Here is a 16385-nt window from a genome sequence, read left to right on the forward strand (position 1 = left end):
GGCCGCGGTTTCCGCGGCCTTCGTTTTTTGCGGCGGGCCAATCCCCGGGCGGCATCCGCCGCCGTGCGGATCGCAACGCCTGATCGGCCCGTCCACCCTCTCGCTCTCGGCGGGGCGGCCCGAAGGCCGCCCCGCCTTGCGTGCTCACGGATTTCCGCCACCGGCATCGAAGCCGTTGCCGAAGATCCGGTCGTAGACGAAGGCGATCTCGACGGTGCAGGGGCCGGTGACGGGGTTCGTCGTGAAGACGTTGCCCACCCGCGATCCGCCACAGGTGCCGCCGACCGACTCGACCGCATAGCCGTCGTTCGGCGTGATCGTGAACTGCGCCGTCTCGCCGTCGACGACCTGCACGTCACCGATCGGGGAGACCGTGCCACCCGCCGCCGCGCTCGACGTCACCGTCCAGGTCTGCGCGCCGATCTCGGCGAATTGCGCCGTCACCTCGATGTCGCCTGCCACGTGGGTGTCCTGGCGCGGGTTGTCGGTGTTGCCGTCGCTCCACTTCACGAACGCGTAGCCGACCGCCGGCGTCGCCGTCACCAGCGGGCCGTCGCCGCCGGCCTGCACGTTCTGCGACAGCATCGGCAGGTTGCCGTTGATGGTGCCGTTGGGACCTGCGATGTAGGTGACGCTGAAGATCTCGGCGCTCGGCGCGAACGCCGCCTCTACCGTGCAGTCCGCGACGATCGGATCGGTCGTGTAGACGTTGCCGACCCGGCTGCCACCGCAGCTGCCGCCGACGTCGACGATGCCGTAGCCGTTCTGCGGCACCAGCGTGAACTGCGCGCTGCCGCCTTCGGCGACCGGCACGTCCACCGCCGGATTCAACGCACCGCCCAGGCTCCACTTCGGCGTGACGAGGTGGATCGGCGTGCCCACCGGCGCGAATTGCGCGGTCACGTCGATGTCCGCCATCACGTGCGTGTCCAGGCGCGGGTTGTCGGTGCTGCCGTCGCTCCACGCCACGAAGACGTAGCCGGCGGCCGGCTGCGCGTCCACCGCCGCAGGGCCGTCGCCGCCCGACGGAATACCGCCGAACTGCACCTGCGGCGCACCGTTCACCTGGCCGTGGGCTCCTGCCGTATAGGTCAGCGTGTAGGTCGCGTTGCTCGCGAAGAACACCGCGTGCACCTCGCAGTCCGCCGTCACCGGCGCCGTCACGTACTGGTTGCCGATCGGCTGGCCGTCGCAGCCGGCGATCGAGCCGACTCCGAAGCCGAGGTCCGGCGCCATCGTCAGCACGGCGTTGTCGCCGTCGACCACCGGGAACGCCGCGTTCGGCAGCAAGGTGCCGCTGCCTTCCCAGCTCGGCGTCACCGTCCAGATCGGCGTGCCGTCCGCGACGAACTGCGCCGTCACCTCGACGTCGGCCGCCACGTTCGTGTCCTGGCGCGGGTTGTCGGTGCTGCCGTCGCTCCATTTCACGAACGCGTAGCCGGCCGCCGGCGTCGCCGTCACCAGCGGACCGTCGCCGCCGGCCGGCACGTTCTGCGACAGCATCGGCAGGTCGCCGTTGATGGCGCCGTTCGGTCCGGCGACGTAGGTCAAGGTGAATTGCGCGTTGCCCTGGACGAAGGTCACTTCGACCGTGCAGTCGCCGATGACCGGGTTGGTGGTGAAGACGTTGCCCTGCAGGACGCCGCCGCAGGTGCCGTCGATCGGTCCGATGGCGAAGCCGTCGTTCGGCGTGATCGTGAACTGCGCCGTCTCGCCGTCGACGATCTGCACGTCGCCCAGCGGAGAGACCGTGCCGCCCGCTCCCGCGCTCGAGGTCACCGTCCAGACCGATGCGCCTTCCGTCGCGAACTGCGCGGTGACGTCGAGGTCCGACACCACGTTCGTATCCTGACGCGGATTGTCGGTGCTGCCGTCGCTCCACTTCACGAACGCGTAGCCGGCCGCCGGCGTGGCCGTCACCCAGTCGCCGGCGCCGCCCGACGGAACCTCGGCGAACTGCACCTGCGCGGCGCCGTTCACCTGGCCGTTGGCGCCGGCCGTGTAGGTCAGCGTGTAGGTCGCCTCGCTCGCCACGAACACCGCGTGCACTTCGCAGTCCGCCGCCACCGGCGCCGTCACGTACTGGTTGCCGACCAGCTGGCCGCCGCAACCGCTCACCGAGCCGATGCCAAAGCCCAGATTCGGCGCCACCGTCAGCACCGCGGCCTCGCCGTCGATCACCGGGAACGCTGCGTTCGGCAGCAAGGTGCCGCCGCCTTCCCAGCTCGGCGTCACCGTCCACACCGGCGTGCCGTCCGCGGCGAACTGCGCCGTCACTTCGATGTCGGAGACGACGTTGGCGTCCTGACGCTCGTCCTCCATCCAGCCGTCGCTCCACTTCACGAAGAAATGGCCCGGCAGCGGCTGCGCCTTCACCGGCGAACCCGTTCCGCCGGAGATCACCTGCTGCACCTGCTCGCCGATCACTTCGCCGCCGGGGCCGGGAACGTAGGTCAGCATGTACTGGGCGTCGCTCTCGACGAAGCTCACCTCGACCGTGCAGTGATCGGTCACCGGATCGGTCGTGTACAGCTTGCCGGCCAGCGAGCCGCCGCAGGTGCCGCCCACGCTGCCGATCGCATGGCCTTCGCTCGGCAGCAGGGTGAACTGCGTGGTGCCGCCGATCGGCACGAACTGCGCGTCGCCCGGCTGCAGCGAGCCGCCGAATCCGCCCACCACCACCGGCGTCACCATCACGCTGCCTTCCGGCGCGAACAGGGCGACGACGTCCAGGCCGGCGACGACGTTGGCGTCGATGCGCGGGTTGTCCGTCGAACCGTCGCTCCAGCCGACGAAGGAGTAACCGTCGAACGGCGACGCTTCGATCATCGGACCGGTGCCGCCGGACGGCACCTCGAACTCGAGGAAATCCTGCAGGTTGACCCAGCCGTTGCCGTTGGTCGAATAGACCAGATGATAGGTCGCATCGCTCGGCACGAAGCTCGCGACGACCGTGCAGTTTTCCGCGACCGGTTGAGTCGTGAAGAGCTTGCCCTGCAGGCTGCCGCCGCAGGTACCCTCCACGGCGCCGATGGCGAAGCCTTCGTGCGGCGATACCGTGAAGACCGCGCTCTCGCCCGGCGCCACCGCCTGCGGCAGGTTCGGCGTGATGAAGCCGTTGAAGCCGATCACGCTCGGCGTGACGACCCTCCAGCCTTGCGGGGCGAAGATCGCGGTGACGTCGACGTCGCCGACGATGCTCGCGTCGACGCGCGGATTTTCCGTGCTGCCGTCGCTCCACGTGACGAAGAAGTAGCCCGGATCCGGCGTCGCGGTCACCAGCGGGCCGCTGCCGCCGGCAGGAACGTTGCTTGCGACGACGACGTCCTGGCCGTTGTCGATCGATCCGTTCTCGCCGGCCATGTAGGTCAGCGTGAAGGTCGCATCGCTCGGAACGAAGGCGACCTCGACCGCGCAGTTGGCGGCGATCGGTGCCGTCGTGTAGAGCTTGCCGACCAGCATGCCGCCGCAATCGGATTGCGACGAGCCGATGGCGTAGCCGGGCTGCGGCAGCACTTCGAACTGGACGATGGCGCCCGGCGCGACGATCTGGACGTCGCCGGGCGACAACGCGCCGCCGACGCCGCCGATCACCACCGGCGTGACCGTCAGGCTGCCTTGCACGGCGAAGATCGCGGTGACGTCGACGTCGCCGATGAGGTTGGCGTCGATGCGCGGATTGTCGGTGACGCCGTCGCTCCACTGCACGAAAACGTAGCCGGGATCGGGCTGGGCCATCACCTCCGGCCCGGTGCCGCCGGCGATCACGTGCGGCTCGGATACGACCGCCTGGTCGTTGACCTTGCCGTTCGCGCCGGCGGTGTATTTCAGCGAATACATCGCCTGGCTCGGCACGAAGTCGGCTTCCACCGTGCAGTGCTGCGCCACCGGGACGGTCGTGAACGTCTTGCCGGCCAGCTGGCCGCCGCAGGTTCCCGCGACGCCGGCGATGGCGAAGCCCGGACCGGGCAGCACTTGGAACGCGACGGCGGTGCCCGGATTGACGACCTGCGCGATCCACGGCTCGATGGAGCCGCCCAGGCCCGCCTTCGGCGTGACCACGACGCTGCCTTCCGGCGCGAAGTTCGCGATCACGCTGATCGGACCGACGAGGTTGGCGTCGACGCGCGGATTCTGCTGCGAGCCGTCGCTCCAGTGCGTGAAGACGTAGCCCGGCTCCGGCTCGGCGAACACGTCCGGTCCGGTGCCGCCGGCGATGATGCTGTCGAGCACTTCGGCCCCGCCGTTGACCGTGCCGTTGGGACCCGCTTCGTATTTCAGCGCGAACATCTCGCCGCTGGGCTTGAAGCGGGCCTTGACCGTGCAGCTCTGCGTGACCGCGACGGTCGTGTAGAGCTTGCCGACCAGCGCACCGCCGCAGGTGCCGGCGACTTCGTCGATGGCGAAGCCCGGCAGCGGCAGCACCGCGAACTGCGCGAGTTCGCCCACGCTGACGACCTGCTTGAGCGAGGGATCGAGCGTGCCGCCGACGCCCTCGACGATCGGCGTGACGATCAGGCTGCCTTCCGGCACGAACTGCGCCACCACGTCGACGTCGGCCACGACGCCGGTGTCCTGGCGCGGGTTCTGCGCCACGCCGTCGCTCCATTGCACGAACACGTAGCCGTCGGCGGGCACGGCAGTGACCCACGGGCCGTCGCCGCCCGACGGCGCGGACGCTTCGACGACGGGCTGACCGTTGTCGAGGCTGCCGTTCGGACCCGCCGCGTACTTCAGCAGATAGGCCTCGTCCGTCGGCTCGAACCAGGCCTGGACCATGCAGCTCTGCGCGATCGCGCCGGTCGTGTAGGTCTTGCCGTCCAGCGTGCCGCTGCAACCGCTCACGCCGGCGATGGCGTATCCCGCAACCGGCGTGACGACGAATGCCAGGACGTCGCTCTCCTTCACGACCTGGATCTTGTCGGGCGCGATCGTTCCGCCGAGCCCGGCGAACGGGGTGACCGTCAATGCGCCGGCTTCGGCGAACTCCGCCGTCACCTCGACGTCGGCGATGACGTACTTGTCCTGGCGCGGATTGTCGGTGACGCCGTCGCTCCACTGCAGGAAGACGCGCCCCGGATGCGGCACGGCCTCGACCGGCGTGCCCCAGCCACCGGATTTGACGACCTGCACCGCCGTGCCTTCCACCTCGCCGCCGATGCCGGGCGCGTACTGCAGCGAGTACTGCGCGTCCGTGGCGACGAAGCTCGCTTCCACGGCGCAGTCGGTGGTCACCTTGCCGGTCGTGTAGACGTTGCCTTCGAGCGTTCCCGCGCCGCAACCGGACACCGAATCGATGGCGAAGCCTTCGCTCGGCAGCACCTCGAACTTCGTCACGTAGCCATCGGCGACCAGCACGGAGGCGACCGGCGACAGGGCGCCGCCGCTTCCCGATACCGGCGTGACAGTGTGGATGAGCGAGTTCTCGGCGACGCACTCGGCGGTGACGTCGAGATGATCGAAGACGCTGTCGTCCTTGCGGATGGGATCGGTCGAGCCGTCGCTCCACTTCAGGAAGACGTATCCCGGCTGGCCGGTCACCTTGACGAAATCACCGTCGTGGCCCGACGCGACGACCTGCTCGACGAGACCGTTCGGGTCGGCGTCGATGAGGGCGCAGTGCAGTCCCTGCCGGTACCGGAGCGTGTAGTGCGCGTCGCTCGCGGCGAAATTCACCGGCGCGATGCAGTTCTCGGTCACCGGCACCGTCTGGTAGACGTTGCCGACCAGCGAACCCACGCTGCCGCATCCGCCGATGCCGGCGACGCCGTATCCGGGCTTGGGCGCGATGGTGAACAGGCCCTTGCTGCCGTGCTCGATCAGCTGGCCGACGTCCGGAGTCACCGTGCCGCCCGCCGCCGGCGTCGGCACCAGTGCGACCTTGTAGCTGCGCACTTCGAACTCGGCTTCGACGCTCTTGTTCTGCGTCACGTTCACGTCGATGCGCGGATTGTTGAGGTTGCCGTCGCTCCAGCGCTTGAACTGGAAGCCTTCGGCGGCGAACGCCTGCACCTGGGTACCGCTGCCGCCGTACGGAACGTTCTGCACGATGTGCGCGACGTCGCCCTGCAGCCAGCCGCCGGCGCCGGCGTAGTAGTTGAGCTCGACGTTGGTCGAGAAATACGCCGTCACGGTGCAGTCGTCGGTGACCGGCGCCGTCGTGTAGACGTTGCCGATCAGGGCGCCGCCGCAACCGGTCACCTTCTGGATCGTGCGGTTGGGACTGGGAGCGACGGTGAAGGCGACGTGGCCGCTGTGGATGACCGGCTGCACCGCGTTCGGCGCGATCGTGCCGCCGCCCGGAGCCGCCACTTTCGGCGTCACGGCGAACAGCTGGCCCGAGCCGTGGTCCAGACGCGCGATGGCGTAGTTCAGGCCGGCGGCGCCGCCGGTGTCGGTCGCCCCGGAGAGCACCAGGCGCGAGCCCTGCAGGTCGACGCGAAACGCGGTGTCCGCCGGCTGGCCGCCGAAATCGACGATCGTGAATCCCTGGTTCTGATTCCAGCCCAGGTCCACCAGGCCGCCGGCGTTGAAGCGGGCGGCGAACATGCCGATGCTCGAATACGCGCCGCCGACGTAGATCCAGCCGTTGGGATGGACGCGGAAATCCCACGCCTGCACGTTGCAGTTGTTGCACACCTTGAAGATGGACTTGCCGTCCGCCGGCTGGTTGGGGCCGAACGTGTCGTCCGGCGTGCCGTCCTGCTTCAGCCGGAGCAGGGCCGGATGGAAACCGTTGGCGTGCTCGACGTTGCCGAGCACGAGGATGCTGTTGTCGTCGAAAACGTGGACGGCCTGTCCCTTGTCCTGGTTCGCTCCGCCGTCGTTGAACTGGACCGCCGTCACGCCGATGCCCTTGAGCGACTGGTCCAGCACGCCGTAGTCGTTGAAGCGCGCGACCAGGAACGACGAATCGCCGCCGACGTCGAAGGTGCCGACGGCGACGATCGTCCCGTCGGGCGACAGCGCCAGATCCTCGAACAGGTTGCCCTTCGGCGTGGCCGGAAACGGAATGCGGATTCCGTTGTCGCCGAACTCGACGCCGTACAGGCCGTCGTCGAGCGCACCGTTGGGCAGCAGACGGGCGATCACCGCGCGCTCGAGGCCGTTCACCACCGTGTAGCCGGCGATGACGACGCGGCCGCTCGGCTGGATGACCAGCGACTTGGCCACCGCATGCTCGCCCATCTTGATGAAGCGGCAACCCGGCAGCGGATCCGGGCCGGTGGTGGCGAACGTCGTGTCGATGCTGCCGTCCGCGTAGAACCGGCAGGTGAGCATGCCCACGTCCGGACTGCCCGTGCGCGTCGCGGCGCCGGTGACCAGGAACCGGCCGGTGGTCGGGTGAAACACCATGTCCAGCACCAGCAGGCTGGTCAGGCCGGGATGCTGGTAGGTGATCTTGCCGCCGACGCCGAAGCTGAAGTCGACGGCGCCGTCGGGCGAGAAGCGCGTCAGGCCGAGCTTGAAGGTGCCACCGCCGTTGTCGAGCGCGCCGGCCTGGTAGATGCGCCCGTCCGGCGATTTCGCCATCGCCCAGGCGATGTCGTGCTTCTGCCCGCCGGGGAGATCTCCCGCGAGGTTGAACGCGACGGTCTGGGTGCCGCCGTCGCCGAAGGAGGGATCGGGCTCGCCCAACCCCGCTGCACCGGCCTGGGATGCGAAGACGATCCCGACGAAAAGAATGAATCTGGAAACGAACGATTTCATGGAGATCCCCGGTGCATGCCTCGTGGAACGGCCCGAACGGCCATTCCGACGGCATTCCTTACGGAATCTCGTCTGCCGGGGGATCAAGGTCCCCGAATGAAAATCACGAATGTGCGCAGATGGCCGACCGCGATCGGCGCGATCGACCCGTTTCAGCCGGCCAGGCTTCGTCCCACGATGTCGGCCAGATCCGGCGACAGCGCGTCGCGAGCAGCCAGGCGCTGCAGTTCGCGATGCATCAGCGCGCGACGCAGGGGCTCGAAGCGGCGCCAGCCGCCGAACGCGGTCGCCAGACGCGCCGACACCTGCGGCGTGAGCGTGTCGAGCCGCGCCACGGCGTCGGCGACGAAGCGGTAGCCGGCGCCGTCGGCGCGATGGAAGGCGCGCGGATTGCGCAGCGCGAATGCACCGACCAGCGCGTAGACGTTGTTCGGATTGGTCCAGCGGAACGCCGGATGCGCGGTCAGCGCGGCGACGTGCTCCACCGTCTCGTCGTGCGGCTGCACGGCCTGCAGCGTGAGCCACTGGTCGAGCACGAGCGCATCGCCCGCGTGGCGTGCGGCGAACGCGTCGAGCGCCTCCTCCGCACCGGCGGCCTGCGCACTGAGCAGGACCGACAGCGCGCCGAGGCGATCGGTCAGGTTGCGCGCCTGCGCGAACTGCGCCGCGGCCAGCGGCAGCTGCGCCGGGTCGGCGCGGCAGACGGCGGCGAGGCAGGCGTTGCGCAGGCGGCGGCGCGCCTGCGCCGCCGGTTCCACCGCCTGCGCATCGGTGGCGCCGGACAGCTCGCCGTAGCGCGCCAGCAGCGGCGCCGCCAGCGCCTGCGCAAGCGCGGTCTCGACGCGCGCGCGCGCAACGTGCACGGCGTCCGGATCGATGTCGACCAGCCCTTCGGCCAGCGAACCGGCATCGGCGATCGACAGCATCTCGGCGACCAGCGCCGGATCCAGCGCCGGGTCCGCCAGCGCCTGCGCGAGGCTGCGCGTCCACACGTCCAGCTGCCGCGCATCGGGCGCGCCGCTCGCCAGCGCCTGGGCGAACAGGCGCCGCGACAGCGCGTCGGCGGCGAACCAGCGGTTGAAGCCGTCGTCGTCGTGGCGGATCTGCACGGCCAGGTCGTCGGCATCGGCGTTCCAGCGCAGGCGCACCGGCGCGGAATAGCCGCGCAGGAGCGAGGCGACCGGACGCACCGGCACGTCGACGAAACGGAAGGTGGCGCGCTCGGTCAGCAGCGGCAGCACCCGCTCGCGCTCGGCCGTGCCGGCCTCGCCGTCGAGCCGCAGCGGCAGCCGCGCGCCGCGCTCGTCGAACAGCGCGACCACCACCGGAATCGGCAGCGCCTGCTTGCGCGGCTGGCCCGGCGTCGGCGCGGTGTGCTGCGCCAGGGTCAGCTCGTAGCAGCGCGCCGCCGCGTCGTAGCGTTCGCTCGCCTCCAGGGTCGGCGTGCCGGCCTGGGCGTACCAGGCCAGCCACGGCGACAGGCGGACGTCGTTGGCTTCCTCCAGCGCGGCGAGGAAATCCTCGACCGTCGCCGCGCGGCCGTCGTTGCGTTCGAAATACCGATCGAGTCCGCGCCGGAAGCCGTCGCGGCCGAGCACGCTGGCCAGCATGCGCACCAGCTCGGCGCCCTTCTCGTACACGGTCGCCGTGTAGAAGTTGTTGATCTCGCTGTAGCGGTCCGGCCGCACCGGATGGGCGAGGGGACCGGCGTCCTCGCTGAACTGCGCGCGCCACAGCACGCGCACGTCCTCGATGCGGCGCAGCGTGCGCGAGGCCAGGTCGGACTCGAATTCCTGCTCGCGGTAGACGGTCAGCCCTTCCTTCAGGCTCAGCTGGAACCAGTCGCGGCAGGTCACCCGGTTGCCGCTCCAGTTGTGGAAGTATTCGTGGCCGACCACCGCCAGCACATGGCGGTAGCCGTCGTCGGTGGCGCGTTCGGGATCGGCCAGCAGGTACTTGGCGTTGAAGACGTTCAGGCCCTTGTTCTCCATCGCGCCCATCGTGAAGTCGTGCGTGGCGACGATGTGGAACACGTCCAGGTCGTAGCAGCGGCCGAACCGCTCCTCGTCCCAGCGCATGGCCATCTTCAGGCACTGCATGGCCCAGCCGCAGCGGCCGATCGCGTCCGGCTCGGCGTGGATGAACAGGCGTACGCGACGGCCTTCGGCGGTGACGAAGCAATCCTCGATCGACTCCAGCCTTCCGGCGACCAGCGCGAACAGGTAGCTCGGCTTGGGGTGCGGATCGACGAAGCGCGCCCAGTGGCGGCCGCCGTCGAGGTCGCCGGCGCCGTCGGCGTTGCCGTTGGCCAGCAGCAGCGGAAAGCGCGCCTTGTCGGCGCGCAGGGTGACCGTGTAGCGCGCCAGCACGTCGGGACGGTCGGGAAACGGCGTGATGCGGCGGAAGCCTTCGGCTTCGCACTGCGTCAGCAGGAAGCGCGACTGGCCGCCGCCGCTGGCGTACAGGCCCTGCAGCGCGGTGTTGGTGTCGGGCGCGATGCGCACGCGCGTTTCGATGCGCGCACGCGGCACGGCGAGGAGGATCGTCAGCGCGTCCGTCTCGAAGCGGTATTCCTCCGGCGCGAGCCTGCGGCCGTCGACGCGCAGGTCGAGCAGCTCGAGCTGCTCGGCATCGAGCCGCAGCGGCGCCGCCGGCTCGGACGGATCGCGCTCGACGGCGAGGCGCGCGGCGACGATCGTCGCCGCCGGATCGAGATCGAATTCGAGTTCGACGTCGGTGACGCGCCAGGCCGGCGCACGGTAGTCGCACAGCAGCACGGGCGGCTTGGCGGAATCGGACATGCGGAAAAAGGGAGAAAGTGACGACCGGCAGGCTAGCATGCACGATCCGCGCGCGTGTATCGTCGTCGCCTTTCGCGAAACCGTGCACGCACCGTGAATCCATCCGCCGACCTGCCCGAATTCGCCGACGTCGAGGCCGCCGCCGCGCGCATCGCGCCGCACGCGCAGCGCACTGCGGTGCTGCGCTCGCGCTCGCTCGACGCGCTGACCGGCGCCGAACTGCACTTCAAGTGCGAGAACCTGCAGCGTGTCGGCGCGTTCAAGTTCCGCGGCGCCTGCAACGCGGTGTGGTCGCTGTCCGACGAGGTCGCCGCGCGCGGCGTGGTGACGCACTCGTCCGGCAACCACGGCGCGGCGCTCGCGCTGGCGGCGCGCACACGCGGCATCCCGGCGCACGTGGTGGTGCCGGAGGGCGCGGTGAAATCCAAGCTCGCCGCGATCGAGGCCTCCGGTGCGATCCTGCACCGCTGCGCACCGACGATCGCCGCGCGCGAGGCGGCCGCCGAGAAGGTACGCGCCGACACCGGCGCGACGCTGATCCATCCGTACGCCGATCCGCGCGTGATCGCCGGCCAGGGCACCGCGGCTCTCGAACTGCTGCGCGAGACCGGCCCGCTGGACGCGCTGATCGCACCGGTCGGCGGCGGCGGGCTGATCGGCGGCAGCGCGATCGCGGCGGCCGCGCTGGCACCGGGCATGGCCGTTTATGCGGCCGAACCCGAGGGCGCCGCCGACGCCTGGGAGTCGCTGCGCCGCGGCGAGCGCGTCACCGAACTCGCGCCGGACACGGTCTGCGACGGCCTGCGCGGCCTGCTCGGCGCGATCAACTTCGCCCTGCTGAAGAAATACGCCGTGAACGTGCTGCCGGTGGCCGATGCCGCCACGCTGGCGGCGATGCGCCTGATCTGGGAACGCCTGAAGCTGATCGTCGAGCCGTCCTCGGCGATCGCGCTGGCGGCGATCCTCGGCCACCCCGGGCATTTCGCCGGCCGCCGCGTCGGCGTGATCCTCTCCGGCGGCAACGTCGACCTGGACCGGTATTTCGGCGAGCGTCCCTGACCGCCCGAATCGACGAGCCGCCATCCGCGACTGCGCTTTTCCACCCACCTCGCACGACGCTGCGAGCCCAAGGAGTCCGATCCATGTGGACCGACGCGATCCTCGCCTACCTGCATTTCGCCGCGATCTTCACCATGATCTGGTTCCTCGCCAAGGAATGGACCCTGCTGCGCGCCGGCGCCGCCGCGCTCGACGTGCCGCGCCTGGCCAGCGCCGACGCCGGCTATGGCCTCCTCGCCGTGCTGGTGCTGCTGACCGGCGCCGCGCGTGCGGTGTTCGGCCTCAAGGGCTGGTCGTTCTACGCGCACAATCCGGCCTTCCACGCCAAGGTCGGCCTGTTCGTGCTGGTCGGCCTGCTTTCCATCGCCCCGACACTGGCCTTCCTGCGCTGGCGCCGCGCGTGGCGCGCCGACCCGTCCTGGCGCGTTCCCGAAGCACAGTGGCGCCGGGCGCGGCGGTTCGTGATGATCGAGCTGCACCTGCTCGCGCTCATTCCGCTTGCCGCGGTGGTGATGGCGCGCGGCCTGCGCTGATCGCCCCGCCGCGCAGCGACGGAACGTTTCAGGACGCCCGCGGACGGCGCAGGTTGACGATCGCCAGCGCCGCCGCGATCAGCGCGATGCCGATCCACTCGGCCGGCGACGGCCGTTCGCCGAGCATGACCCAGGCGAACGCGATGCCGGCGATCGGCACCGCCAGGCTCGACAGGCCGACCACGTTGGCGGGCAGCCGTTCGACCACCCACGACCACAGCAGCCACGCCACCCCGGAAGCGAGCACCGCGTTGTAGGCGAGCGCGCCGACCAGCTCGTTCGACCAGACGATCGGCCTTTCGTGCGTGAACAGCGCCAGCAGCACGAGTGCCAGCGCGCCGACCGCCATCTGCCAGGTCGTCAGCGACAGCGCGCTGATGCCGCCACGCTGGAACAGGCGCTTGGACAGCACCGTGCCGAGCGCCCAGCATAGCCCGCCGCCGATCGCCAGCGCGGCGCTGCCGGCGCCGCCGAGCCCGCGCCACGGCTCCAGCACGAAGATCAGGCCGAGCGCGGCGACGGCGAGGCTGAACCACTGGCGCGGGCCGGGCCGGTCGGCGAGCAGCCACCACGCCAGCGGCACCACCCAGAACGGCATCGTGTAGGCGAGCAGCGCGGTGCGGCCGGCGGCGCCGTCGACCAGCGCCCACTGCACCAGTGCCTGGAAACCGGCGGTCTGCGCCAGCCCGATCAGCACGACCTGACCCAGCGGCGGCGGCCTGAGCGATTCGCCGCGCACGAGCATCAGCGCGATCAGCACCAGCACGCCGATGGCGAAACGCAGCGCCGAAAAATCGAACGGGCCGATCCAGGCCAGCACCTGCTTCATGACGATCCAGTTGTAGCTCCAGACCAGGATCGGCAGCAGCAGCACGAGCAGGGCGCCGCGGCGCTCGGTGGAAACGGACATGGGCACGCAGGCGAAACGCGTCGGCGGACGGCGGGCTCCGTATGATACGCGCCACGAGGAGCACGCCATGACCGAGAAGACGCGCTGCAGCTGGGCCCGCGGCGAGAACGAGAAGATGCAGGCCTATCACGACGGCGAATGGGGCGTGCCGCTGCGCGAGGATCGCGCGCTGTTCGAGTTCCTGTGCCTGGAAGGCGCGCAGGCCGGACTGTCGTGGCGCACCGTGCTGGAGAAGCGCGAGAACTACCGGCGCGCCTTCGACGGCTTCGACATCGCGCGCTGCGCCCGCCTCACCGACGCGCGCATCGAGAAGCTGCTCACCGACGCCGGCCTGATCCGCAACCGGCTGAAGATCACCTCGGTGCGCGACAACGCGCGCGCGGCGCTCGCGGCGATCGACGAGTTCGGCAGCCTCGAGGCGTACCTGTGGTCGTTCGTCGACGGCGCACCGCTGCAGAACCGCTGGCACGCGGTCGGCGAGGTGCCGGCCACCACACCGCTGTCCGACCGCATGAGCAAGGAGCTGCGCCGGCGCGGCTTCCGCTTCGTCGGCTCGACGATCTGCTACGCCTTCATGCAGGCGACCGGCATGGTCAACGACCATCTGGTCGAGTGTTTCCGTCATCGCGAGTGCCTGCGCGCGGCGGCGCGCTGATGTTCGTCACCGGGCCGCGCGAATTCCTCGCCGCGTTCGGCAGCGGGCGCTTTCCGGTCCGCCACGCGGCGACCGCGCGCGGTGCGTTCCTGGTCGCGCCGGCGAGCGCGGACCTCGCCTCGGAATCGGCGCAGGACAACCGCTACATGGCGGCGGCACCGGCGCTCGACCTCGCTCGCGCGGCACGCCAGCACGCCGAACTCGCGCGCCGCCTGGGCGAGGACGTGCCGGTGCTGACGTTTCCCGGCGACCCGGCCTGCCCGGACGGGCTGTTTCCGAACAACGTGTTCGCCACCACGCGCGGGCGCCTGATCGTCGGCCGCATGCGCCATGCGGTGCGCCGGCGCGAAGCGGCGCGCACCGACGTGCGCGGGTTCTTCCGCGACGTGCTCGGCTACGCGCAGACCGACCTGTCGCCACGCACCGACCTCGTCGCCGAGCTGACCGGCGCGCTGGTCATCGACCGCGCACGCGGCATCGGCTACTGCGGCCTGTCCGAACGCTGCGACGAGGCCGGCGCGCGCGCGATGCACGAGGCCTTCGGGCTCGGCCTCACGTTCTGCTTCGCGCTGGCCGACGGCGAATACCACACCAACGTCGTCTTCGCGCTGCTGGCCGGACGCCTGCCGCTGCTCGCCGCCGACGGCTTCCGCGACGCGGCCGTGCCGGCGGCGATCGCGCAGGCCTACGGCGACGCGGTGCACCTGGGCGACGCGCACAAGCGCGCCTTCGCCGGCAACGCGATCGCGCTGGCACCGACGCGCGCGTGGCTGAGCGCCGTCGCTGCCGCGTCGCTGTCGCCGCAGCAGCGCGCGACGATCGCGCGGCACGGCTTCGCCCTCGGCGAGGTCGAGCTGGACGAGATCGAGAAGGCCGGCGGCAGCCTGCGCTGCTGCGTCGCGGAGATTTTCTAGCGGCGAGTCGTCGGTAGCGCTACGACGCCCCACCGATACCGCGTACGTCATTCCCGCGAACGCGGGAATCCCATGCCTTACGCCTCGGGAAAGCCAATGGATCCCCGCGTTCGCGGGGATGACATCGATTCCGGTCATTCGCGCGAACGAGACACCAGCGCCACGCTTCCTCGCGCACGCACACGAGGCTGGCGACGACGGCCGCAAAGACCCGGGCGAACGCCACGTTGACGACGTCATTCCCGCGAAAGCGGGAATCCATTTCGCTTTTCCGGCGGCGCCCGCCATGGCATTCCCGCATTCGCGGGAACGGCGTCGTTCGAGCACCCCGTCAGCGCGACAGGACGCTCATGCCGTGGCGCGGCGGTTCCTCGCGCACGCGCACGAGGCTGGCGACGACGGCCGCCAGGACCAATGCGAGCGCCGCGTTGACGACGAGGTGGCCCTGCTTGGCGACGTCGGCCAGCCCGTCGCCGAGCACGGTGATCGCCAGCGTCGCCAGCATCGTCGCGACCGTCAGCGCGACGTGATCGAGCGCGCGCGAACCGCGCCGCAGGCCGGGCCGGCGCAGCAGCACGAGCAGGGCGAGCGGCGCAATCGCCAGCAGGCCGAGCTGCAGCGCCGGCCAGGCGTGCAGCGCGCGGCCGAGACTGGCCTGCGCCGCCGGCATCACCGCGAAATCGCCGCCTTCGACCTGGCCCAGGTTCTTGGCGATCCACGGATCCAGGCCGAGCACGCCATGCACCACCAGGCGCAGCGTGATGCCGGGGTGGCGCAGCAGCGTGGCCAGCTCGTCGCGGCGCGAGAACTCCGACAGCCCGTGGCAGACGTTCTCGGGCAGGTCCGGAAATTCCCAGGCATGGTGCGCGCTGTAGATCGCGCAGGCCGGATCGATGCCCAGCTCGGTCAGCAGCGCGGCGCGGTCGTCGGCGAACGGCAGCAGCGCGGTGAAGACCACGTCGGCGCGGTTGTACTGGTCGATCGCGTCCATCATCGCGCCCTCGCGCTGCAGCTGGACGAACTGCACGGCGAAGCCGGCGAGCGCGCCGGCGGCCAGCGCCGCGCCGCGCCAGCCGAAGCGGCCCAGGCGAAAGCGATCGAGCGCGAGCACGACGACGGCGAGCGTCGACGGCAGCAGCAGGTGCTGGATCTTGCTCGTGGCGAGCAGGAACGCGGCGGCGGCGATCAGCCCGAAGCGCAGGCCGCCGCGCGGCGCGTCGCGCCACAGCAGCACCAGCGAGAACAGCGCGTACACCGCCAGCAGGGCGGTCCATTCCGCGTAGAACGTGTTGAGGTACAGCGTGTTGCCGGGGTCGGCGAACAGCAGCGGCAGCAGCGCGGCGTTGGCCAGCGCCGCGCGCGCGTCGCCGCGGCGCAGCCAGGCCAGCGACAGCGCGATCGACAGCGCCAGCACGGCGAGCCAGCGCAGCGCGCCGACCCAGCGCACGTCGTGCACCTCGCCGCTGCCCAAGGCCTGTGCGGTCTTCCAGATCAGCGCGGTGGCGCCGGTGAAGGCCAGCTCGCTCGACCAGTAGCACATCGGGTCGCCGGTGGCGACGAAGCGGTAGTCCGAGAACGGCGCCTGCGGGCTGTTCTGCTGCGGCGGGATCGCGGCCGGACGGTCGGGATAGAAATGGAAGCAGTTCGTGTAGCGCGTCTGGTCGTAGCTGTTGGCGTAGGCGTACAGCGGATCGTGCGACCACAGCACGAACGCGCGCAGCATGCCGGCGAGCCAGAACAGCACCAGCAGGATCGAAACGAGGGGGTGTCGCGCGCGTCGGTGCACCGGGCTCTGCGTCGTCG

At 70.5% G+C, this 16385-nt stretch carries 8 protein-coding genes; 4 read left to right on the forward strand and 4 right to left on the reverse strand.

From position 1 onward, the window contains the following. Positions 1–144 precede the first annotated feature (144 nt). Together ACFO6Q_RS01480 and pepN are read right to left on the reverse strand one after the other, a co-directional pair. Positions 145–7710: an InlB B-repeat-containing protein gene (locus ACFO6Q_RS01480; RefSeq protein WP_380018706.1), complete on the reverse strand. Its 7566-nt coding sequence runs from the start codon at positions 7708–7710 to the stop codon at positions 145–147. Between the two features lie 152 nt (positions 7711–7862). Beyond that, positions 7863–10511: an aminopeptidase N gene (gene pepN, locus ACFO6Q_RS01485; RefSeq protein WP_380018707.1), complete on the reverse strand. Its 2649-nt coding sequence runs from the start codon at positions 10509–10511 to the stop codon at positions 7863–7865. A gap of 93 nt (positions 10512–10604) precedes the next feature. Between pepN and ACFO6Q_RS01490 the strand changes: the two genes are divergently transcribed. Further along, complete coding sequence (locus tag ACFO6Q_RS01490; protein ID WP_380018708.1) at positions 10605–11570, forward strand: pyridoxal-phosphate dependent enzyme; 966 nt, start codon at positions 10605–10607, stop codon at positions 11568–11570. An 83-nt stretch (positions 11571–11653) separates the two neighbouring features. Further along, on the forward strand, positions 11654–12103 hold the full coding sequence (locus tag ACFO6Q_RS01495; RefSeq protein WP_380018709.1) for a DUF2214 family protein: 450 nt from the start codon (positions 11654–11656) through the stop codon (positions 12101–12103). A 28-nt stretch (positions 12104–12131) separates the two neighbouring features. Here the strand turns inward: ACFO6Q_RS01495 and ACFO6Q_RS01500 are convergent, their stop codons facing one another. Then, positions 12132–13013: a DMT family transporter gene (locus ACFO6Q_RS01500; RefSeq protein ID WP_380018710.1), complete on the reverse strand. Its 882-nt coding sequence runs from the start codon at positions 13011–13013 to the stop codon at positions 12132–12134. 67 nt (positions 13014–13080) lie between these two features. Here ACFO6Q_RS01500 and ACFO6Q_RS01505 point away from each other — a divergent pair, with 67 nt between their 5' ends. Together ACFO6Q_RS01505 and ACFO6Q_RS01510 are read left to right on the forward strand one after the other, a co-directional pair. Further along, a complete protein-coding gene (locus ACFO6Q_RS01505; RefSeq protein WP_380018712.1) occupies positions 13081–13668 on the forward strand; it encodes a DNA-3-methyladenine glycosylase I in 588 nt (195 codons plus the stop codon). Next, on the forward strand, positions 13668–14582 hold the full coding sequence (locus ACFO6Q_RS01510) for an arginine deiminase-related protein (RefSeq protein WP_380018713.1): 915 nt from the start codon (positions 13668–13670) through the stop codon (positions 14580–14582). The genes ACFO6Q_RS01505 and ACFO6Q_RS01510 overlap by 1 nt, the downstream gene beginning before the upstream one ends. 331 nt (positions 14583–14913) lie before the next feature. On the opposite strand, the gene wsfD is transcribed toward ACFO6Q_RS01510, so the two are convergent. Continuing rightward, the gene (gene wsfD, locus ACFO6Q_RS01515; RefSeq protein WP_380018714.1) at positions 14914–16368 is read right to left on the reverse strand and encodes a glycan biosynthesis hexose transferase WsfD; all 1455 of its coding nucleotides are present in this window, start codon (positions 16366–16368) and stop codon (positions 14914–14916) included. Positions 16369–16385 lie beyond the last annotated feature (17 nt).

Origin of the sequence: Dokdonella ginsengisoli, from assembly GCF_042652785.1 — a bacterium.
Classification (GTDB): Bacteria; Pseudomonadota; Gammaproteobacteria; order Xanthomonadales; family Rhodanobacteraceae; genus Dokdonella_A; species Dokdonella_A ginsengisoli.